22 protein-coding genes are annotated in these 21,727 nt (G+C 54.7%); 14 read left to right on the top strand and 8 right to left on the bottom strand.

The window, feature by feature from the left end:
• The first annotated feature begins 29 nt into the window (after nt 1-29).
• From nikC to P0X86_RS01885, 4 genes are all read left to right on the top strand, one after another.
• A complete protein-coding gene (gene nikC / locus P0X86_RS01900; protein ID WP_277747635.1) occupies nt 30-926 on the top strand; it encodes a nickel transporter permease in 897 nt (298 codons plus the stop codon).
• 19 nt (nt 927-945) lie between these two features.
• Nucleotides 946-1,869 (top strand): ABC transporter permease, encoded by a 924-nt coding sequence (locus tag P0X86_RS01895; protein WP_012818632.1) that lies wholly within the window; start codon nt 946-948, stop codon nt 1,867-1,869.
• Between the two features lie 765 nt (nt 1,870-2,634).
• Nucleotides 2,635-3,648, top strand: a complete 1,014-nt coding sequence (locus P0X86_RS01890) for an ABC transporter ATP-binding protein (protein ID WP_213580022.1) — start codon at nt 2,635-2,637, stop codon at nt 3,646-3,648.
• Nucleotides 3,645-4,649: an ABC transporter ATP-binding protein gene (locus tag P0X86_RS01885; protein WP_277747634.1), complete on the top strand. Its 1,005-nt coding sequence runs from the start codon at nt 3,645-3,647 to the stop codon at nt 4,647-4,649. The genes P0X86_RS01890 and P0X86_RS01885 overlap by 4 nt, the downstream gene beginning before the upstream one ends.
• 134 nt (nt 4,650-4,783) lie before the next feature.
• On the opposite strand, the gene P0X86_RS01880 is transcribed toward P0X86_RS01885, so the two are convergent.
• From P0X86_RS01880 to P0X86_RS01870, 3 genes are all read right to left on the bottom strand, one after another.
• A complete protein-coding gene (locus tag P0X86_RS01880) occupies nt 4,784-6,106 on the bottom strand; it encodes an FtsW/RodA/SpoVE family cell cycle protein (RefSeq protein ID WP_277747633.1) in 1,323 nt (440 codons plus the stop codon).
• 1 nt (nt 6,107) lies between these two features.
• Nucleotides 6,108-6,437: a PadR family transcriptional regulator gene (locus P0X86_RS01875; RefSeq protein WP_009595865.1), complete on the bottom strand. Its 330-nt coding sequence runs from the start codon at nt 6,435-6,437 to the stop codon at nt 6,108-6,110.
• 316 nt (nt 6,438-6,753) lie between these two features.
• Complete coding sequence (locus P0X86_RS01870) at nt 6,754-7,290, bottom strand: NAD(P)H-dependent oxidoreductase (protein ID WP_277747632.1); 537 nt, start codon at nt 7,288-7,290, stop codon at nt 6,754-6,756.
• 165 nt (nt 7,291-7,455) lie between these two features.
• On the opposite strand from P0X86_RS01870, the gene P0X86_RS01865 reads away from it, so the two are divergent.
• The 8 genes from P0X86_RS01865 to P0X86_RS01830 all read left to right on the top strand — a co-directional run bounded on the left by P0X86_RS01865 (nt 7,456) and on the right by P0X86_RS01830 (nt 16,101).
• On the top strand, nt 7,456-8,157 hold the full coding sequence (locus tag P0X86_RS01865) for a dihydroorotate dehydrogenase electron transfer subunit (RefSeq protein ID WP_277747631.1): 702 nt from the start codon (nt 7,456-7,458) through the stop codon (nt 8,155-8,157).
• Nucleotides 8,138-9,070, top strand: a complete 933-nt coding sequence (locus P0X86_RS01860; RefSeq protein ID WP_096774807.1) for a dihydroorotate dehydrogenase — start codon at nt 8,138-8,140, stop codon at nt 9,068-9,070. Before P0X86_RS01865 ends, P0X86_RS01860 begins: the two co-directional genes overlap by 20 nt.
• 158 nt (nt 9,071-9,228) lie before the next feature.
• Complete coding sequence (locus P0X86_RS01855; protein ID WP_012818625.1) at nt 9,229-10,140, top strand: FMN-binding protein; 912 nt, start codon at nt 9,229-9,231, stop codon at nt 10,138-10,140.
• A 50-nt stretch (nt 10,141-10,190) separates the two neighbouring features.
• On the top strand, nt 10,191-12,065 hold the full coding sequence (locus P0X86_RS01850; RefSeq protein WP_277747630.1) for an FAD-dependent oxidoreductase: 1,875 nt from the start codon (nt 10,191-10,193) through the stop codon (nt 12,063-12,065).
• 120 nt (nt 12,066-12,185) lie between these two features.
• Entirely contained in the window at nt 12,186-12,623 is a 438-nt protein-coding gene (locus P0X86_RS01845; protein ID WP_277747629.1) for a hypothetical protein, read from the top strand.
• A gap of 145 nt (nt 12,624-12,768) precedes the next feature.
• Nucleotides 12,769-13,659, top strand: a complete 891-nt coding sequence (locus tag P0X86_RS01840) for a polyprenyl synthetase family protein (RefSeq protein ID WP_277747628.1) — start codon at nt 12,769-12,771, stop codon at nt 13,657-13,659.
• 90 nt (nt 13,660-13,749) lie between these two features.
• Nucleotides 13,750-14,931 (top strand): PCYCGC motif-containing (lipo)protein, encoded by a 1,182-nt coding sequence (locus tag P0X86_RS01835; RefSeq protein WP_277747627.1) that lies wholly within the window; start codon nt 13,750-13,752, stop codon nt 14,929-14,931.
• A 234-nt stretch (nt 14,932-15,165) separates the two neighbouring features.
• Nucleotides 15,166-16,101: an MORN repeat-containing protein gene (locus tag P0X86_RS01830; protein ID WP_277747626.1), complete on the top strand. Its 936-nt coding sequence runs from the start codon at nt 15,166-15,168 to the stop codon at nt 16,099-16,101.
• 59 nt (nt 16,102-16,160) lie between these two features.
• On the opposite strand, the gene P0X86_RS01825 is transcribed toward P0X86_RS01830, so the two are convergent.
• The 5 genes from P0X86_RS01825 to P0X86_RS01805 are packed head-to-tail and all read right to left on the bottom strand — an operon-like array spanning nt 16,161 to nt 19,605.
• Nucleotides 16,161-16,952 (bottom strand): energy-coupling factor transporter transmembrane component T family protein, encoded by a 792-nt coding sequence (locus P0X86_RS01825; protein WP_192569971.1) that lies wholly within the window; start codon nt 16,950-16,952, stop codon nt 16,161-16,163.
• 45 nt (nt 16,953-16,997) lie between these two features.
• A complete protein-coding gene (locus tag P0X86_RS01820; protein WP_277747625.1) occupies nt 16,998-17,855 on the bottom strand; it encodes an ATP-binding cassette domain-containing protein in 858 nt (285 codons plus the stop codon).
• Nucleotides 17,804-18,679 carry an energy-coupling factor transporter ATPase gene (locus P0X86_RS01815; RefSeq protein ID WP_277747624.1) on the bottom strand — a complete coding sequence of 292 codons (876 nt, stop codon included), beginning with the start codon at nt 18,677-18,679 and terminating at the stop codon, nt 17,804-17,806. The genes P0X86_RS01820 and P0X86_RS01815 overlap by 52 nt, the downstream gene beginning before the upstream one ends.
• A gap of 16 nt (nt 18,680-18,695) precedes the next feature.
• Complete coding sequence (locus P0X86_RS01810; RefSeq protein ID WP_009593823.1) at nt 18,696-19,241, bottom strand: Gx transporter family protein; 546 nt, start codon at nt 19,239-19,241, stop codon at nt 18,696-18,698.
• Complete coding sequence (locus P0X86_RS01805; protein ID WP_009593819.1) at nt 19,225-19,605, bottom strand: NusG domain II-containing protein; 381 nt, start codon at nt 19,603-19,605, stop codon at nt 19,225-19,227. Before P0X86_RS01805 ends, P0X86_RS01810 begins: the two co-directional genes overlap by 17 nt.
• 159 nt (nt 19,606-19,764) lie before the next feature.
• Here P0X86_RS01805 and P0X86_RS01800 point away from each other — a divergent pair, with 159 nt between their 5' ends.
• Both P0X86_RS01800 and P0X86_RS01795 read left to right on the top strand, forming a co-directional pair.
• Complete coding sequence (locus P0X86_RS01800; protein WP_277747623.1) at nt 19,765-20,829, top strand: FAD:protein FMN transferase; 1,065 nt, start codon at nt 19,765-19,767, stop codon at nt 20,827-20,829.
• 22 nt (nt 20,830-20,851) lie between these two features.
• Nucleotides 20,852-21,601, top strand: coding sequence for a Crp/Fnr family transcriptional regulator (locus tag P0X86_RS01795; protein WP_096774817.1), 750 nt, complete (start codon nt 20,852-20,854; stop codon nt 21,599-21,601).
• Nucleotides 21,602-21,727: the final 126 nt, after the last annotated feature.

Here is a 21,727-nt window from a genome sequence, read left to right as displayed (position 1 = left end):
ATCCATACTTGGAGAAAGGATGATTTCACGTGCCTAACATGACCGCTGATGCCAGAACACCAGAATCGCTCCCTAGTGGAACCCGCCTTGTACAATGGAAATCTTTCTACCACCGTCTGAAGAAGAACAAAGCGGCCTTATTCGGGGGCTATTTTCTCCTGCTGATGATCCTTATCGCGATTTTCGGCCCCCTGCTCACCCAGTATGATCCGACCAAAGTGGATTATTCTACGAAACTGCTGAAGCCGTCCGCCGACCATTGGTTTGGTACGGATCACAACGGTCGAGATATTTTCACGCGGATTATTCATGGCATGCGTCTCACGCTCTCGGTCGGCTTTATCTCGGTGATCATCGGTGCAGCCTTTGGTGTCGTGCTCGGAATCATCTCGGGCTATTACGGAGGTAAATGGGATGCGCTCATTATGAGAGTGACCGATGTCATGCTGGCGTTTCCCGGCATTCTGTTGGCATTGGCGGTTGTCAGCGTCCTTGGAAAAAACCTGTTCAACGTGATCATTGCCGTCAGTATTTTTTCGATCCCTACCTTTGCCAGAGTCGTTCGGGGCTCCACGCTGGCCGTCCGCAAGCTCGAATATGTTGATGTCATGCGTTCGTTGGGCGCCAGCGACGGCCGAATCATCTTCGGGCATATTTTGCCGAATATCACATCCCCTATCATCGTGCAGGCGACGCTGCGGATTGCGGTAGCGATCCTGACCGCCAGCGGCCTGTCCTTCCTCGGTCTTGGCGCGCAGCCGCCCACGCCGGAGTGGGGAGCCATGCTGAATGATGGGCGCAACTATATCATGGACCACCCTCATGTGGCCCTGTTTCCCGGCTTGTCGATCGTGTTCGTTGTCATCGCATTTAATCTGCTGGGTGACGGCTTGCGGGATGTCCTTGACCCGAAAATGAAAAAATAATGAAGGGAGCTGCCGGGCCATGCTCATCTATTCCATTCGAAGGCTGATTCAAACGATACCTGTCGTCATTGGCGTGACCATCGTTGTCTTCCTGCTGATGCACCTCATTCCGGGAGATGCGGCGCAGGTCATTATCGGGGAAGGGGCGCCTAAGGAGCAGGTCGAGAAGATCCGCGAGAACCTGGGATTGAACGATCCGCTGCCGCTTCAGTATTGGAACTACGTCAGCGGCTTGCTCCAGGGGGATTTGGGAGATTCGATCCGCAGCAGCCGCCCCATCGCCGATGAAATATTCAAAAGCCGGTTCTGGATCACCGTTGAGCTTGCCGTGTACTCTACGATCCTGGCCGTATTCCTCGGCATTCTGGCCGGCATCATCTCCGCCGTCAAAAAAAGCTCCCCTGCCGATATCGGCGTCATGTTCATCGCCCTGTTCGGGCTGTCGATGCCGAATTTCTGGCTGGGGCTTATGCTGATCCAATATTTTGCCGTGGATCTGGGCTGGTTCCGTCCCTCCGGCTGGGGCACGTGGTCGCAAACCGTCCTGCCCGTGATCACGCTCGGGACCGGGGGCGCCGCGATTATTGCCCGAATGACCCGGTCCAGCATGCTGGAGGTCATCGGCCAGGACTACATCCGTACCGCCCAGGCGAAGGGCGTCCGAGAGCGCGTCATCATCTACCGGCATGCCTTGAAAAATGCCATGATTCCCGTCATTACCGTCATCGGCCTGGAATTCGGAGGCCTGCTGGGCGGGGCGGTGCTGACCGAGTCCGTATTTGCCGTGAACGGCATGGGACGGTACGTCATCGACTCGATCCGGGCACGGGATTTCCCGGTCGTACAGGCAACCGTGCTTGTGCTCTCGATCATGTTTGTGCTCGTGAATCTGCTCGTGGACATCTCCTACCGGTACTTCAACAAGCGCATTGATTTCGATTGATTGGCGATTTTTCGTCGATCGCGGGTTGAGTGTAGGCGGACACGGCGGGATTCACTGTCTGCCGAAAATCGAGCTGTTCGGGGCCCATTGCGGACTTATATTATAAACGCTGATTACTGTAATCCAGCCGTTTGGGGAGCCCGTCCGGACACACGATCCGCTATTTGCCGATAATCCACCTATTTTCGAATCCACGCGGACACACGATCCGTTAATGTACCCAAAATCACGGATTAATCATGAAATATCTCGCATTAGCGGATCTGGTGTCCTCAGCCTGCTGCTAAAAGGCGGAATTTAATGAAATAGCGGAACCAGAGTCCTCAACTACGCTAATGCGGCCAACTGAGCCGTTTTCAGTCCATGCGCACCCGAGATTACAGAAGCTACGGGCCACTGCGTGCTTATAATCGATTATTTACTTTAATTGAGCCGTTCGAGGGAGCCCATCCGGACACACGATCCGCTATTTGCTGATAATCGACCTATTTTCGAGTCCATGCGGACACACGATCCGTTAATGCGCCCGAAGTCACCGATTAATCCTGAAATATCTCGCAATAGCGGATCTGGTGTCCTCAACCTGCTGCTAAAAGGCAGAAAATCAAGTAATAGCGGAACCAGAGTCCTCAACTACGCTAAAGCGGCCAACTGAGCCGTTTTCAGTCCATGCACACAAAAGCGGAAAATTAAAAATAGCAAAACCATAGTCCTCATAATCGCAAATACAGTCAGACCAATTGAAAGCGAAGGGAGCTACGACAGATGGAAGAGCACGCATCAAATCTGCTGACGATCAAGAACCTGCGCACCTCTTTTTTTACCGAACTGGGCGAAGTGAAAGCCGTGGATGATATCAGCCTAACCGTACGCAAGGGGAGGACGCTCGGGATCGTGGGCGAATCCGGTTCAGGAAAAAGCATACTGTCCCTGTCCATCCTGCGGCTGATCTTTGATCCGGGGCGAATCGTCGGAGGCGAAATCCTGTATAACGGCGAGAACCTGCTCAAACAATCGGACCGGCAGATGCGGAAAATCCGGGGCAATCAAATCTCGATGATCTTCCAGGAGCCGATGACTTCGCTCAATCCGGTCTTCACCGTCGGCGACCAGATCGCGGAGGCCTATCAAATCCATGAAAATCTGAGTAAAAAACAAGCCATGGACAAAGCCGTCGAGATGTTGAGGCTGGTCGGCATCCCCTCCCCGGAAAAAAGAGTCCGGCAGTACCCTTTTCAGCTGTCCGGGGGTATGCGCCAACGTGTCATGATTGCCATGGCGCTGGCATGCAATCCGGATCTGCTCATTGCAGACGAGCCGACCACGGCGCTCGATGTGACCATTCAGGCTCAAATTTTGGAGCTGATGAAGGAGCTGCAGCGAAAGCTGCAGATGTCGATTATTTTTATCACCCATGACCTGGGCATCGTCGCGGAAACCTGCGATGACGTGGCGGTCATGTACTGCGGAAAGGTGGTGGAATATTCCGATGTGCGGACCCTGTTCAAGCATCCGAAGCACCCCTACACCATCGGCCTAATGAACTCGCTGCCGCGGCATGATATCGATAAGGAAACGCTCGAGCCGATTAAGGGCTCGGTTCCGAGCCCCTATGATCCGCAGGAAGGCTGCCGCTTCGCCCCACGCTGCCCCCATGCAGCCAAGCTGTGTTACGACAAACTGCCGGAGCTTCAGGTACTGGATGATAACCAACAAGTCAGGTGCTGGAAATACACCGATCAGTGGGAACCGGAAAGCGAGGTGAACGTTCTGTCATGAGCAAAGAGCTGTTAACCGTCAAAAACCTCAAGCAGTATTTTCCGATCAAAGGCGGCATCTTGGGCCGTACCGTCAACGTCGTCAAAGCCGTGGATGACATTTCGTTCTCTGTGCACGAGGGGGAAACGGTCAGTATCGTGGGTGAATCCGGCTGCGGTAAATCAACCACGGGCCGGGCTATTCTGAGACTGGACGAACCGACCTCCGGCGAGGTACTGTTCGAGGGAACCGATCTGCTCACCCTGAACAAAGCGCAGATGACCCGAAGGCGTAAAGACCTGCAGATGATTTTTCAGGACCCCTACGCTTCGCTTAATCCCAGAAAAACAGCCCTCCAAGTACTCGAAGAAGCGATGGACATCCAAAATGTCGTGCCAAAGAAGGATCGTCGGTCCCGTGCCATTGAGCTTTTGGAAACGGTCGGCCTGGCCGCCTATCAAGCCAATCGGTACCCTCATGAATTCAGTGGCGGACAAAGGCAGCGAATCGGGATCGCCCGTGCCTTGTCCGTGAACCCCAAGCTGATCATCAGTGATGAAGCGGTCTCCGCGCTCGACGTGTCCATCCAGGCACAGGTACTCAATCTGATGAAATCGCTGCAAACCGAATTCAAGCTGACCTATCTGTTCATCTCTCATGATCTTGGGGTCGTCCGGCATATTTCGGACCGAATTATCGTGATGTATCTGGGGACGATCGTGGAAATCGCGGATAAACACTCCCTCTTCCGGCGCCCGCAGCATCCCTACACCCGCGCTCTGTTATCGGCCATCCCCACAATGGATCCCGACCGCAAGAAGGAACGCATCATTCTCAAGGGGGATGTTCCGTCCCCGATCAACCCGCCTTCCGGCTGCCGGTTTCATACCCGCTGCATGTATGCCACGGATCGCTGCCGATCCGAGGCGCCGTTACTTCGGGAAGTCGAAGAGCAAAGAGGTCATCAGGCGGCCTGCCACTATATTGAAGAGATTTCGGCCGGTACGTTGGAGAAGGTGTAGCTTATACGCCACCGAACTGATTATGAAGCTTCTCTATAAACGAGAAAAAAGCGAGAGCCCAAGATCTCGCTTTTTCTTTTTAATAAATTTTAGCCTGCTAACCGAAATCGAAGAATGATCTTCAGCCACCTTCACTAAGCTACCTTCATCGGAGCCGCTTCTCCCATCTCGCTTGGGATCATGTTTTTGCGTCTGTAAATGGAGAGAAGCAGGCCGACTATGGCAAAATCCAGCATGTTGTTGACGCCGCTATACGAGATAAAAGGAAAGTCCAGGCTCACAATGGGTACCACTCCCAGTCCCATCAGGATTGGCATGAGCAGGCGCAGTCCCATGACCACGATGACGCCGGTCACGATATTTTTTCCGTAGGAATCGTGAAGTACATGGGCTATGCTCCACATTCTGGCGAGGAACAAAAGAACGACCATGCCCACCAAGATGCCAAACATCCAACCGAAGCAATAAATCAGATAGGGGTATATGGAGTCGCTATAAACGTACGGGATCCCTGGATTCGGCGCAGCAAAGCCTTGACCGAACCAGCCAGCGGAAGAAACGGCATCCGCGATGACCCGCATGAAATAACCGCCATCCCCCTCGCGGTCTGCGAGTCCCTCCAATCTCCACATGAGGTATATCCTTTTAGTAAACAGAATATAGACCACACCAATAAACGACAGTAATGTTAGTACCGCAAATTGTTTAATATTCCTTTTCGTCGTCCAGGTCAGTATCAGGAATCCCAGCAAATAAATGAACATATACACCATCGAACCACTCATGCTGTAGAGTGCGATCGGCAGCCCACCCCGATACAGGATGTGGAATACAGCCTCCCATGGTCCCCACCGATTCGCAGGCTTCATGCCTGCCAAGGAGAAGAGGAGAATAAAGACGGAAACCGTTCCAAGCATGGGAATCACAATAGGCCCGACGTGAAGATAGAGGTTGGCTCCATTTATATTCGTCCCGAAAAATTCCGTCATCGCCATCAGGCATAGCATGATAAAAAACAAAGCCCCGGAATATTTCTTCAGCTTTCTGTAGTCAAAGAAATAGAAACCGATGAGAAGGATCAAGCCGATACCGAAGAACACCACTTTTCTCGCGAACATATCTGTGATCTTTTCCGTACCGGAATAATCCACGCTCAGTGCCCCGAACAACCCAATCAGCGAAAGTAAAGCCAGCAGGATAAGCAGCTTCCAATCCAATTGAGGCCGATGGGCCAAATGCAGGCTTTTGCCGATATCCCCCGGATCCCCCATCTGTTTCACCGCTTCCTGCACCGCCGGCTCCTCCGCATTGCCCTCCAGCATCAGAAGCTCCGTCCGCTCCTCAATATGGCCGAGCAGTTCTTCGCGGATTTCCGGATGCATGGCTCTTGCGCGTACCTGCTTGCACACCTGAGTCAGGAAGTCTTGGACAACCTTGTATTCTTCAACCGGTCGCACGCTAGCTTCCCTCCCCGATGACCGTATCCACCGCCGTCCGGAATTTGACCCACTCCTTGGTCTTCTCATGGAGCTGCTCCCTGCCGCGTTCGGTAATCCGGTAATATTTCCGTTTGCGTCCATCGTGCTGGCTCCAGGAGGAATCCAGCCAACCTTCCGCCTCCAGCGTGTGCAGAATCGGGTATAACGTGCCTTCCTTCATCAGGAACACCCCATCTGAGCTTTGCTCAATCTCCTTGATCAGCTCGTACCCGTACATTTCCCGCTTGTTCAAGACGGTAAGCAATAAAATGACGGTACTGCCTTTCAGCAGCTCTTTGTTAATGCCCATTTCCCTATCACTCCAATACCCAGATAATCTATGTATCGTATAACTATGTATATGAGTATAGAATAAGCGTCTCCATAATGCAACGCATGTTTTCAAATTATTGGGCGATTCGTCAATTTGCCAGAACACCGAAAAGCCCGGCAGCTTTTGCCGCCAGGCTCATGTATCAGCCATTCATTTCTTCACTTTCAATGAGCATCCGCCGCCCATAATCACCAATTGTAGTTTGGAGCATACAACCTGCCGTTTTGCCCATCATACCGGTAATCGAACCATCACTTTAGAAGACAGGAACTTTCGTTTTCATTAGTAGCCCTTATCCGGCCCTCACCGCGCCTGTCACGTGCAGCGCAAAATCCTCAGCATGACGCCGCAGCTCTTCATCTGTCAGCTGTATGGCATTATGCACAGTAAATACCGGCAAGTAGACCGCCCCTACCAGACTGGCCGTCACTTCAAAAGGCCGGGTGAGCTCTTCCACCGTGTATCGGTTATATCCTGCGTTCCCATAGGCTTCCGCTGCTCCGCCGGTCGTCACGGCCACGCCCCACTCTTTCCCCCGGAGCTTGTCGCCGCCCGGGCCATAAGCCCATCCGAAGGTCAGCACCTCGTCGAACCAATGCTTCAGAAGAGGCGGCGAGCTGTACCACCAGAAAGGGAATTGAAACACGATGCGGTCATGTCGAAGCAGCAATTGCTGTTCGGCCGCGATGTCGATGATGCCATCCGGATACCGCTGATACAGGTCATGCACCGTCACCTCAGGATGATGTCCCACCGTTTCGGTTAGCTCGCGATTGATCCGTGATCCCTCATGCAGACCCGGATGTGCAACGATCACTAGTGTTTTCATGTATGATCCCCACCCTTTTCTCGCCTAGCGTTATGTATACAAAAAGTATCAAGCCTCGGCAACGCCCGAATATGAGAAATGTCACAGGTAGCCTTATCCGTCTGTGATACTGTAGCAAGGAACATAGCGGGCGGAAAAAGTACGCCAAGGGAGGAGAATGAGAACGTGGCCCTTGTTATTCAAAATGTCAGACTGGCCCATCGCATCTATCGACTTACCGTTCAAGGCAGCTATTCGGCACGAATGGGACAGTTCTTCATGCTTCGCTGCTGGGATGCCTATCCCGTGCTGTCACGGCCGATCAGCGTTCATAACCTGACGGAGGATTCCGTTTCCTTCTTATATCGCGTGCAGGGAACCGGTACGTGGCTGCTGTCGGCGCTTCAAGCGGGTGACAAAATACAGCTGGAAGGGCCTTTCGGGCAAGGGTTTCCTGACCCCCAAGGACGGACGGCATTGGTGGGAGGCGGTATCGGAGTGGCTCCGCTGCTGCTCGCAGCTAAGGAAATTCCCGAAGCCAGCGTGTATCTGGGATACGCCGGCGTTCCCTTCGGAGTCAACGGATTCCACGAAATCAGGCGGGATGTCACGGTGAAGTCCGGCGGCACCATCGTCGATGCAGTGGACCCGAGTCGCTATGACACGATATTTGCCTGCGGCCCGGTTGGGATGATGCACAGCTTGGCGCAAAAAGCCGAAGGTACAAACGCCAAGCTCCACGTTTCCATCGAGAAGCGAATGGGCTGCGGCATCGGGGCATGCAACAGCTGCACGTTAACTGCCGCGGGTTCGAACCGCAAGGCGTGCACCGACGGCCCCGTATTTCTGGCGAAGGAGGTGAACTGGAATGATCTCCATCGATTGTGAACTGGCGGGAGTGCCGCTGTCGAATCCGATATTAGCAGCCTCGGGCACGTTCGGTTTCGGCAAACCGTATGCGGATCTGTATCCGCTTCGCAAGCTCGGTGGCATTGTCTCCAAGGGATTGACCTTGACCCCGCGGCTTGGGAATACGGGTACGCGGATCTATGAAACGCCATCGGGCATCATGAACAGCATCGGCCTGGAGAATCCGGGAATCCGGGCTTTTCTGGAGCACGAATTATCCGACATGACTTCGCACGGGACAGCGGTCATCGTCAATCTCGGCGGCGGCACTGTACGGGAATATGCGGAGGGCGCCGAGCTGCTTACCGAAGCCGGCCGCAAGCTGCGCTCAGCCGGCAAACGGGCCGTCGACATGATCGAGCTTAACATCTCCTGTCCCAATATCAAGGAAGGCGGGCTTGCCTTCGGCATCGAGAATGAGCAGGCTCGAGAGGTGGTTCGCGCAGTCCGCAATGCCACCACGCTGCCTCTGCTCGTCAAGCTCTCTCCCGGGGCGAAGGATTTGAGGGAAATGGCACGGATGTGTGAAGCCGAAGGGGCCGACGGCCTCTCGCTAATCAATACGATTCAAGCGATGGCGATTGATATTCGGGAACGTCGCAGCGTTTTTGACAGAGCCTACGCCGGATTATCCGGGCCGGCGATTAAGCCGATCGCCCTGCGGATGGTCCATCAGGTGGCCCGGTCGGTGTCCATCCCGGTGGTGGGAATCGGCGGCATCTGCAGTGCCGAGGATATCCTCGAATTCATCATGGCAGGCGCCGCAGCTGTACAAATCGGTACGTACAACTTCATCAACCTCCGTGCGGGAGATACCCTGGCTGAAGAACTGATTCAACTGATGGAGAACGAGGGCATTCAATCCCTGGATGACATTCGAGGCATTATTTGACGGATGCTCAACTTCCTGAAATTCAGCATGCTCGCCTGAACATGAAGCACCGCGTCAGTTTGTGATTTTTTTCACCGATAACTATTCTTTTTCAGAATACAATGAACTCAAGAACAATATTTGTGAAGTAATTCACAAAATTATAGGAGGAAACCAGAATGAAAAGGACACTCTCTCTATCCCTCTCCGTCATGTTGATGTTCGCGCTGCTCGTAGGCTGCGGAGGCAACGGAGACAAAGAGCCTGTCACCACGGACAAACCGGCAGAGAGCCAAAACACGGATAATGCCGGAAACGCGGAGCAACCGGCCCAAGAAGGAACGGCCCTGCAGGACGGCTTATATTACGCCGAAGGCGAATTTGCCGAGGATTCCGGCTGGAAGGAACTCGTCGCGATTAAAGTCGAAGGCGGTAAAATCGTCAGCGCCAATTGGAACGGTCTTCATAAGGACGGCGGGTTGGACAAAAAGACATTTTCCGAAAAAGGCTTCTACGGCATGAAGGAAAAAGGCGGCGCTCAAGCGGAATGGCATGAGCAGGCAGCCAAGATGGAGGAATACCTGGTGGCTCAGCAGTCGGTTGAAGGCCTCGCCTTGAACGACGAGGGCCGTACGGATGCCGTATCCGGGGTATCGATCCATGTCAACGGATTTACGGAACTGGCAGCAAAAGCACTGGCCGCGGGACCTGTTGAAGCAGGACCATACAAAGACGGCAGCTACCACGCGGAAGCGGCTGACTTCGATGCCAAATCCGGCTGGAAGGAAACCGTCGACGTTACCGTAATTAACGGTAAAATCGCCGCAGTCAGCTGGAACGGCGTTCATAAAGACGGAGGCACCGACAAAGTCACCCGTTCCAAATCGGGCGAGTACGGCATGAAGAACGGCGGGGCTCAATCCGAATGGCACGAGCAGGCTTATCAAGCCGAGCAGTATTTGATCGAAAAGCAAGATCCGCAGGCCATCGTAACGGGTGAAGACGGCAAAACCGATGCCATCTCCGGTGTATCCATCCACGTCAACGGATTCGTAGAACTGGCAGCGAAGGCGCTCGAAGGCGCCAAATAAGCCACAAGTACGATAGAAAGAAGACAACTATTCCTTGAGGGGAGATTCGCATGAAACAGATTATCGTGCTGGGCGGCGGATACGGCGGTATACTTACCGCCAAGAAGCTGGCTAAACGACTGCGCAAACAGAAGGATTTGCGGATAACGCTCATCGACCGCAAGCCGTACCATACGCTGCTGACCGAGCTTCATGAAGTGGCCGCCAACCGGGTCGAGGAGGATTCCATCAAAATCGATCTGAAAAAAGTATTTTCCGGGTTCCGGAACGTGGACGTGGTGCTGGATGAAATCGGCGGCATCGACTTTGACGGCCAAACGCTCCAGGGAGAGAAACAGACCTACGACTACGACTATTTAGTCATCGGTACAGGCAGCAAGCCGACCTTCTTCGGCATACCGGGTGCGGATCAACACGCCTTTACCCTGTGGTCTTACGATGATGCGGTCCGCCTGAAAGAACATACCCTGAATATGTTCCGCAAAGCGGTTCTTGAGCGCAACCCGCAGGTCCGCAAGGAAATGCTGACCTTCGTCGTTGTCGGCGGCGGATTCACCGGCGTGGAAATGATCGGCGAGTTGGCCGAGTTCACGCAGCAGTTATGCAAGGAATTCTACGTGGATCCAAGCGAGGTTACGCTTCACGTTGCCGACATGGTCGACAAGATCCTTCCAATCCTGCCGGAGCCGTTAATACGCAAAGCCGAGAAGCGGCTGCGCAAAATGAACGTCAACATCATCACCGGCTCCAAGATTACGGAGGTTAAGCCGGACGGCGTTACCGTCGGCGGCAGCGACATCAAATCCCGCACCGTTATTTGGACCGCGGGGGTGGAAGGCTCCGATGTGGTCGGCAGCATGGATGTCGAGCAAAAAGGCCGCAAGCGGATTTTGACCAACGACAAGCTGCAAGTTCCTGCTCATCCGAACGTATACGTCGTCGGGGACAATATTTTCTACATTCCTGAGGGCGCGGCTGCACCCGTACCTCAAATGGTGGAAAACGCGGAACTCGCGGCCCCGGTCATTGCGCATAACATCGTCGCTGAATTATCGAACAAACCGATGAAATCCTACAAGCCGACGTTCCACGGCACGATGGTCTGTATCGGCAGCCGCTACGGGGTAGCCAACGTCGGCGTGCCGGGCCATATGTTCAGGCTCAGCGGCTTCCCGGCCATGCTGGTCAAACATCTGATCAACATGCTCTATCTGTTCCAGGTTTGCGGCTTCAACAAGGTATACCATTATATGCTGCATGAATTCTTCCATGTCCGGAACAACCGCAGCTTCGTGGGCGGGCATTTTGCCAAACGCTCGCCGAATTTCTGGCTCGTTCCGCTGCGGATTTTTGCCGGATGGATGTGGCTGTCCCAAGGGTGGGATAAGATTCATAAGATCATTGACGATCCGAATAAAATGTTCCTCATTCCTGCCAAAGCAGCCGACGGCGTAAGCGCAGCTTCCGCTGCAGGCGCCGATGCAGCCGGAGCCGGAGCGGCAGACGCGGTATCCGCCGCCTCCGCTTATACCGCAGAAGCGGTCACAGCCCTTCCGGTGCCGGATTTCTTGAAATCCATCGTCGACTGGTCGATGGACCTGATGTTCTATACCGGAGACGGCGGCTATACTTCGCTTGCCTATGTGTTTCAGACCTCGATGGTATTGGCTGAGCTGATCGTCGGCATCCTGCTGATCGTCGGATTGTTCACGGCACCTGCAGCCGTAGCCAGCGTCGCCATGGGCGCCATGGTTTGGGTATCGGGTATGGCGCCTAACGAGATGCTGTGGTATCTGGCAGCAGGAATCGCCTTGATCGGCGGATCGGGCAGCACGTTCGGACTTGACTACTATGTGTATCCTTGGCTGAAAAAGGTGTGGAAGCGAATACCGATCGTAAGGCGCTGGTACGTGTATACGGACTAATTCTTCTCTATTCAATAGAACGGCTGATCGTATCGCGCTTTGCCGAATCAAGCTCAAGCCCTAACCGCTCTGCCGGTATCACTCTGATCAACACGAGCCTTCCGGAAGGAGTCAATAACGATGGATATGAAGCTATTACAGGATACGATCGACCTGCTTCGGTCGCATATCGATTCCGGAACGGATATCGATTGGATGGAGATGGATAACAGACCGGTGAGGGACATCGCCGATATGCTCAATGCTTATGAACTCGCCTATTCACGCAAAATGACGGTGCTGGCTTGCTGCATCCTGATTCATACTGCGCTAAACAAGCATGGCAAGCTGCAAGCGAAGGATAACGAGAGACTGACGCGTTTGCTGCTGGACGGCGATTATTTGACCGGACTCATGTACCGGATTGCCGTCAAGCGAAAGGAATGGAAGCTGCTGTCCCGGCTTCTCCCCTTTCATAAGCGCATGCAGCTCAGCCTGCTCAGGAACGTTTCACCCGAAAGGATATTCAACGAGCTTAAGCGCGAAATCCGCAGCTATCTGGAGCAGCGGAGCGCGTAAGGGGCCATCCATGGAAAGGGGCGCGGATACAGATGAACCTTCATAACCGAATCGGAGTGGATCTCGCTTCCTTCGATCGCCTGCTCCGGGAGGTCGTCAGCTCAGACCGCGACCTCCCCCTTCCTCCGTGGTGCTGAGCAGCGTCATGGATCTCATTAATGCCGGCGGCAAGCGGCTGCGCCCGCTTATGGTCGTGCTCGGCAGCCGTTTCGGGGAAAGCGGCCATGAGCCGGCCGTCATGAAAACCGCCGTTCTGCTTGAATATCTGCACATGGCCTCGCTGGTGCACGATGACATTATCGATCAATCCGATATGCGGCGCGGCATGCCGACCCTGCACGAGACGACCGATGTCCAGACGGCGGTGCACATCGGCAACTACATGATTGCCCGTGCCATCGAATGGGCCGCCGGTCATCCGGGCGGCGACCCGGACGGGAACAGCGAAGACGTCTCCGAAGACGAGGCCTACCGATTAGCCGAGCTTGCGGCGCTGGTCACCGAGCTCTGCATGGGAGAATACGATCAGCTTCAACACCGCTTCGACTTCGGACTGACGATGGAGCAGTATTTGGAGAAAACGCGCTGCAAAACGGCCCTGTTGATGGCCCACTGCCTGAAAGCGGGCGCGGAAGCAGCCCATGCGGATGCCGGAACCGCTGAACGGCTCTTTCAATTCGGGGAGTCGCTCGGCATGGCCTTTCAAATCCGGGATGACCTGCTCGATTTCACGAAGCCCAGGGAGGCCATCGGCAAGCCGGCTGGCGCAGACCTGCGAAACGGCAACATTACACTGCCGGTGCTTTACGCCCTAAACGATCCTGCCCTTGCACCTAGAATCAGGCAGCTCGGCCCTCATTCCGCCGCGGCAGACATGGATGACGTCATCCACCGCATCGCCGCAAGCGGCGCGATCGAGCAGAGCGAAGAGCTTGCCCGTTCCTATGCGGAACATGCCCAGCGCATGATCGGCGACTTCGCGGATCACCCGGCTCAGCATGATCTGCAGGCATTGCTCCATTATTTCCTGCCCTAAAGACAGACATGAAGCCATATACTCCAAACGAACAGGGATACGTCCATCATGGATGCATCCCTGTTCGATATGAAAGGATGTTTAATAGACATGCATCGCACACGAATCTGGCGGTGGCGAATTGCGCTGACGGCCTTCCTGCTCCTGCTTGCTGCCGGGGGCTTCATGCTATTCAGGACATCTCCTCTTGCGGAACAGGAGACCGTTGACACGCAAGTGAGCTCCATCGCCATTTTTGCGCTCAAGGGCTGCGGCGGCTGTTCCAAGGCGCTGGGCGTCATGGAGCAGATGGAAGCAACCTCGCCGGACTACCGTTACCAGTATTTCAGCATTTCGGAGGATACGGAAGCCGTTAACCGGTACGGTATTACGGAGCACCCGACCATCCTGTTCCTGAACGCTCAGGAGGAAGAACTCGGAAGACTGACCGATGATATATCAAGCGACGTGATCCTACGGGAGCTGGAAGATATCGCTGCGAACGGTACACGTCAGCCCAAGGGAACGATTCTCTCGGCCATCCCCAGCACGATGCCCAGCGTAACCCTCCATGCCTATGACCCGCATACCGGTTTATTCACGCCGGTATCCCAGTACGTGCAGACGGATACCTCCGTCAACTATCCCAAAGTCAGTGCCATGACGATGCTGACCCAGCTTTCGGATCTGCTGCCGCCTGAACTTGAAAGTGCCATCCCGGCCGGCGTAAACTTCGTAGAAATCCGAACCGAACACGGGGTGACCGTGGTGGAACTGTCCCCATCGTTTCGTGCCTTTACCGGCTCCGAGGAGGGAGAACGGGCGGTAGAAGCCATTGCGCTTACGCTGCAAACCTTTGAAGGCGTGAACGGCGTTCAAGTGGTAAGCGGCGCGTATCGCAGCGACATCCTCTATGCGGAAGCCCTTGCTGGCCATTCCGACGGCAAAACCGACTACCTGCTGCATCCCGATACGCCTCTACCACATATGTCCAGCGTGAAGGAATACAATGCAGCCATCCTCCATGCCAGCCACTTGGCCTTCATGCCCTGCTTCTGCGGATGCGGCGATGCCGGCCATAGCAGCAACCTCAATTGCTACTATGCTCAAGAGGAAGACGGCAGGCTCACGCCAACCACGCACGCGAAATTCTGCCAAACCTGCTTGGACGTTACGAACATGTACCTCGACGGCAGGCAGCAGGGGCTGAGCCTGAAGGAAATTCGGCAGTCCGTGGACCGGGCCTACGAGGGGATCGAGCCGACGGATACACCGATGCCGATGAATGAATAGGTATGACAAAAACACCGTTCCGTAAAGGATAGGTGTTTTTTGTCTATATTTTCTATGAGATGCATTGTAAAACTTACAAAAAAGATCGGTCAAATCCCAGTTCACTGATATAATTCCCATATTATAACTTTACGGCAGACATGCATCTCATCTATGATTTGACTGGGTAAATCATCCACCTTATGGGATACGCCAAAATTAAAAATCGGCAGATTAGAGGAGACGTATTACAACGTGATCAGAACATACCTAAGCTTTTTTACGCTGGCATTGCTGTTTCTTATGTTTACCCATGAAGAGACGGAAGCCTCCAGCCAACAAGTTAGTTTGACCCTCCCTAACGGGGCCACCTACTATGGTGAAGTGAAGAACAACAAACCTCACGGAAAAGGTACGATGCGATGGGGACCATCCAAAGTATACAGCGGCGAGTGGTACAATGGACAAAGATCCGGTACAGGCAAATACATATCGGACAAGCTTCCCGAGGATATGAAAATCGTCTACGAAGGGGAATGGCGAAACGATCGTCCTAACGGAACGGGAATGCGGAGCGAAAGCAACCCTGATTTTGATTTTCATGTAATCTCGAAGGGCATTTTCAAGGATCATGACTTGCTGTCAGGTTATACGGTGATGCAATCCCTGGACATCCTTGGGTTTGAATACCGGAATGGGAACACTCTCTTGGAGTTTTCCGTATCGGACCAGGAGCAGGCAAATGAATTGATGCAATCCAAATTGGCCCGCGGCCGCATTCAACTGCTGAATTATTATAAAAGGGATAAGTCCACGCCTGACTACAAAGGGTTCGCATATGCAAACGTTATGGAGGACTACGGGAGTTCCATCAGCGAAGGCGTATATCGAACGGGTGACTATGGGATGATGGAGCTCCATACTGGACTGAATCAACGCTTCGAGGACGAAGAGTACTTTAGAGTAGAGAATTACAAGAACGGGAGACTCGTCTCTGCAAGAGAAGTACCGGAGAACGGACGGTTTGCCGAGATCGTTCAAGGGAAAATCAATAACAAGAAGCATGTCCTGCAGCCTTATCTAGGCGAATTCTCAAAGCTATTAAAAGACATTGAAAACGAATCAGAGCCAGAAGGCTGCAGCAACTCGTCCACCAGCGTTTGCGGGACCTTCCCTATCCAATTCGAGTAACAATAAACCACAAACCGCAGTCCTTAAGGACTGCGGTTTTCATGCTCTTCAGACCGCCGTTACAGCAGCGCGGCTGCGGCCACGGGCAGCAGAAATGCCGCCACGAATAACGTGTCCGCCCGCTTCCATACAAACGTCCTGAACCTGCTTCGCCGCGCCCCCAGGCGATAGCCCCGGGCCTCCATGGAATCGGCCAGCCCGATCGCGCGCCGGAAAGCGCCTGTCGTTACCGGGACCAGCAGGGCAATGATCAGCCGCGCCTTCTCCCTCAGCGGGCGGGATGACAGGTCCAGTCCCCGGGACTGCTGGGCCTTCCACAGCCGCTCGGCTTCCTCGAAGATGGTCGGTATGAACCGGAGGGCAATGCCGAGCATCAGCACCAGCCGATCCGTCGGCACTCCGATGCAGGTCAGCGGCCGCAGGAGGCTGCCGAGCCCCTGGGCCAGCTGCTCCGGCTGGGTCGTGAAGGTCAGCACCGCCGCCAGCATGATGAAGAGTCCCATCCGCGAAGCGGACACGATCCCTTTTTCCAATCCGCCGGCATATACCTTGAACGCGCCCACATCCAGCAGTTTCCCGCCTCCCGCATCATAAAGGATGTGAAATACCAGGATGAACAACAGCAGGAACATCAGCGGTTTCATGGCTCTGATGTAATAGCGGTACGGGATGCGCGTGGTCCGGATCACCACCGCAGTGAACAGCAGCAGCGCGAGTACCCCCATATATCCGTCCACCAGGAACACCGCCACCATAAAGAGCGGCATGGCCGCCGTCTTGGCGCGGGGATCCAGACGGTGAACCCATGAATCGCCTTCCATATATCGGCCCAGGATGATTTTTCGTTTCATGTCGGCTCCCTCCTATCTCCTCTGCCTAGCCCTGCCGGCCCTGTCCTATGATCCCAGCAGTTCCGCATACCATTCCGCCAATGCTGCCGCATCCGGAAGCATTTCCGCGGGTTCGATTCCAAGCTGTGCGGCCAGCATACCCGCCATCCGCATGGAGGAAGGAGCCATCAGACCTCCCTGCTCCAGCACCTCCTGCCGTTGTACGAGCTCCCCGGCCGTTCCTTGAAACAGGACCTTGCCGTCTTTGATTACCACGAATTCGTCGGCAAAGGCCACGATTTCCTCCAATCGGTGAGTGACGACGAGGACGGTTTTGCCTTGCGACCTCGTTAACCCATGCAGCCGCTGCATCAGATCCTCCCGGCTGGCAGGATCGAGGGAGGCCGTTGGCTCATCCAAAGCCAAAATGTCGGGATCGGCCGCCAATACGGCCGCGACCGCCGCTTTCCGCATTTGGCCCGAGCTTAGCTTGAAGGGACTCTGCCCCAGCAGCTCCTCATCCAATCCGACGAAGGATGCCGCTCTGCGGACCGCCTCTGCGGCTTCAGCTGGACTCCGTCCGAAATTAAGGGGTCCGAACAAGAGATCCTTCTCCACCGTTTCTTCAAACAGCTGCTGCTCCGGATATTGAAACACCAGGCCGACCCGCTGCCGCAGCCCGGCGGGAATTTTCTTGCCGTCGCCCGATTCAAGGCGGAAATCCAAAATGCGAATCAGGCCGTCATCCGCCCGAATCAAACCGTTCATATGCTGGAGAAGCGTTGATTTCCCCGAGCCCGGCGCACCGAGGACGGCAATCATTCGGCCTTCCTCCAGCTCCAGATTCAGGCCGTCGAGCCCAAGAATAGGACTCATCCCCCGGTCCCGGTAGCGGTAAGAAACCTCTTCGAATGATATGACCATAATGCCTCCAGCACCTCCTTCTCCCTGACCAGCTCGCCGATATCGATTCCTCTCGCTTTCAGCTCCCTGCACAGCTGGAGGGCAAAAGGCGCCTTCAGCCTGCACTGCCGCAGCAAGTCGTCCTGCAGAAGCAGCTCCTTTGGACTGCCGTCCGCTGCCACCATGCCGCCGTCCAGCACGACCATCCGGTCGGCTTCGGCCATCTCCTCCACATCATGGGTGATGGAGATGAGCGTGTACCTGCCTTCGGCGTGCATGGCCCGCATCAGGCCCAGCAGCTCATGCTTGGCCTTCTCATCCAGCATGGAGGCCGCCTCGTCCATGACAACGATGGAAGGCTCCATCGCCAGCACGGCAGCGATGGCCGCCCGCTGCTTCTGTCCGCCGGACAGAGTGGCCGGATGCCGTTGGAGCAGATGGACGATATCCAGCCGCTCCGCATAGGTTCGAATCCGCTGCTGCATTTCTTCCCGGCTCAGGCACAGATTTTCCAGGCCAAACGCGATATCATCCTCTACGGTGAGGCCGACAAACTGATCGTCCGGGTTGGCAAACACCATGCCGATATGACGGCGAATGTCGCCCAGCGTGCGGCCGTTCAGCTCCAACCCATCGATCAGAATGCGTCCCCGGCTCATGAGGAGCAGGCCGTTCAACAGCCGAATAAGCGTGGACTTGCCTGCCCCGTTTCTTCCGGCGATGCATACCCACTGTCCATGGGGGATCGCCAGCGAGACATCTTTGAGCACGTTCGTACAGCCCTGCCCGTAATATACATGCTTAAGCTTTACTGCATGCTCTGACTTATCGGTTATGCCCGCCATGCCTAACGCCTCCCCCTTAGCTTTCTGTGTGAAACATGCCGAACGGATCAATACGCCGCAGGGATTCGATCAGATATTTTGCGGCCCATCCGACGAAGATCCCGGTCACCACGCCCGCCCCGAGCAGAAAGGGCAGGTAATAATAAATTTTTGCCGTTCCCAATACCAGCGAGGCTGCCGTCAATTGCCCGATATTATGAGCGATGCCGCCAGCGATGCTCACGCCGGTTAAGCTGAAATTGCTCCCCCCGAGCCTCAGCATGACATACATCACCAGATAACTCGCCAGAGCGCCGAACATGCTGAACAGAAAGGTCGAGAAGCTGCCGAGTATAAAGGCGGTCAACAATGTTTTTAAGACAATGAGCCACAGGGCATCCCTGCCCCCAAGGCAGACCAGACAGGTCAGAACCATAATATTGCCGAGCCCCAGCTTGGCGCCGGGTATCGTGACCGCGAACGGAATCAGGGCTTCCACAATGCCCAGCACCACCGATAATGATGCGCAGATGGCGATCACGACCAGCTTGCGGAGCGCATACGGATCAGGAGACAACGGCATCCGGCTCACTTCCTTTAATTTGTTCTCCGGTCACTTCCACGAACACGCGATTAGGCAAACATACGATGGTGCCATGGATGTCGTGAACGTGGCCGAACCCGATGCAGAGCTGATCCGGACAATCCGACTCCACCATCTCGATCCCTTCGCGCGAGATCCTCAAGAGGTTGTATCCCCGCTCCGTCCGGATTTCTATGTCTCGGGGCTCTTCCGTCAGCGCCACCGTATCATAATGCTTTCCGTTCACCTCGATCATGGCATAGGTTCCCTTTGCCGTTCCGTCTTCCCCCATAAACTTGGATATTCCAAACCAGGCGACAGCCGCTATCAGCACAAGCGCTATTCCAATATCTCCGCGTTTCATCAGCATCTCTCCACTTCGCTTTGCTTATCTTCATTATCAGGGCTGCTCCAAGTGCCAGAAATGATTTTTCTCACATTCAGCGGGATAAGGGTCTGATACGCTGAGATCATCGGAACTCGATGCAAAAACAGCATCAGAATTCGAAGAGGAGGCACTATCATGTATAGGAAGTTTCTTTCCTGCAGCAGCCTGTTGATCATGCTCGCCCTGCTGATGACGGGAGCGATCGGCTGCACAACCAAAGCGGATCAGAAGACAGCCGCCAGCACCGAACCGGCAGCCGAACGTTACTTTATATTCGATACCATTGTAAGTCTCCGCGTTTACGATGAACGGATGACACCCCGGCATTTCGACGAGGTTAGGGCTCTGCTGGAACGGATCGACCAGCGTATGAACCGGCAGCTGGCCGGCAGCGAGATCGATCAGGTCAATCAAGCGGCGGGCAAATCCGAGGTCAGCGTTTCGGAAGAGACCTTCAAGGTGGTCCAGACCGCCATCGATTACGCGGCGGCTTCCGGCGGACATTTCGAACCGACCGTAGGCCCGCTGGTGGATCTCTGGGGCATCGGGGGCGAACACCCCGCAGTGCCGAAAGAAGATGAGCTCGCCGCCGCCATGCAGCGAATGAACTACAAGGATGTGATTTTAAATCCGGCATCGAATGCCATCCGGCTGGAGAAGGAGGGAATGTCGCTGGATCTAGGCGCCATCGCCAAAGGATATGCCGCAGATGTCATCGCGGACTATTTGCAGCAGCAGGATTTCCGCTCCGCCATCATTGACCTCGGGGGCAACATCCTGGCCATGGGTTCAAAGCCGGACGGCTCACCATGGAATATCGGCATCCAGGACCCTGAGAAGGATCGCGGGCAATCCCTGGGTACCCTTCAAGCCGTCAACAAGACCATCGTGACCTCCGGCGTGTATGAGCGCTTCTTCGAAGCAGAAGGAACCGTGTATCACCATATCCTGAGCCCCTTCACCGGTTATCCGGTCGATAACGACCTGCTCAGCGTGACGATCGTGACCGACACGTCCATGGACGCCGATGCCATGTCGACATCCGTCTTTTCGCTTGGGCTTACGGAAGGTCGGCAGTTCGTCGAGAGCCGGGATGACGCCGATGCCATTTTCGTCACCACCGACCATCAAATCTATCTCACCTCAGGTCTGGCCGATACATTCAAACTAACGAATGACAATTATCAGCTTGCCGAATAAGTTACGAAAAGGAGAAGATCGTATGAAACAGAATCGAGCTGCAAGGTCCGATGCGAAGGATGGAGGGCTGTTTCCTGCGGGCACTTCCTTCGTCTTTTCGCCGCCGCATCTCGCTTTAATCCGGGAAATGGCCGAGCCAATCGGTTTGTTTGCCGGCGATTGTCTGTATCAGGAGAACGATCCTGCCGACCGGCTGTACTTCGTAAACCGGGGAAGCCTGAAGGTATCCAAGCTGCTGGAAGGCGGATTGTCGGCAACCTTGTCGCTCCACATCCCGGGCGATCTGTTCGGTGAGCCCGATCCGTTCGGACGAGCCGTGCATCATTTCGAAGCCAGGGCCATGGAGGATAGCGAGGTCGGCGTCGTGCCCCAGACCGAGCTGGATAAAATCATCCGCATCAACGGTGACTTTGCCGTGGAATATATGGGCTGGATGGCGCTCATGCAGCGTACCACGCAGAGCAAACTGCGCGATCTGCTGCTGCATGGCAAATCCGGCGCCCTATGCTCTCTGCTGCTGCGGCTGTACAATATGTACGGCACCGGCGGGACCGCCAAGGATCACAGGGCTATCATCGGCAAGCGGATCACGAATCTGGAGATGGCGGAGATGATCGGCTCTACTCGCGAAAGCGTCAACCGTATCTTGAACGAGCTTAAGGATCTTGGCGTGATTTCTACCGAGCGGGGGCGCATCGTTCTGAATGACCCCGCCTATTTGCGGAATATTTGCCACTGCGAGGACTGCCCCAAAGAGATTTGCCGAATGTAACGGACATCAAACAAAAAAACCTCTGAATGGAACACGGAGTCAACAGCAGTACTCTAACCCGCATCTAAACAGAGGTTTCTTATTCTCATGGCCCCTTTCATGAATTTCATTTACACGCCAGCACCC

The organism is Paenibacillus sp. BR1-192 (assembly GCF_029542445.1).
In the GTDB taxonomy this organism is placed as follows: Bacteria; Bacillota; Bacilli; order Paenibacillales; family Paenibacillaceae; genus Paenibacillus_AQ; species Paenibacillus_AQ lautus_A.
Note: the sequence above shows the minus strand (reverse complement) of the source record. Positions and strands in the feature narration are given on the sequence as shown.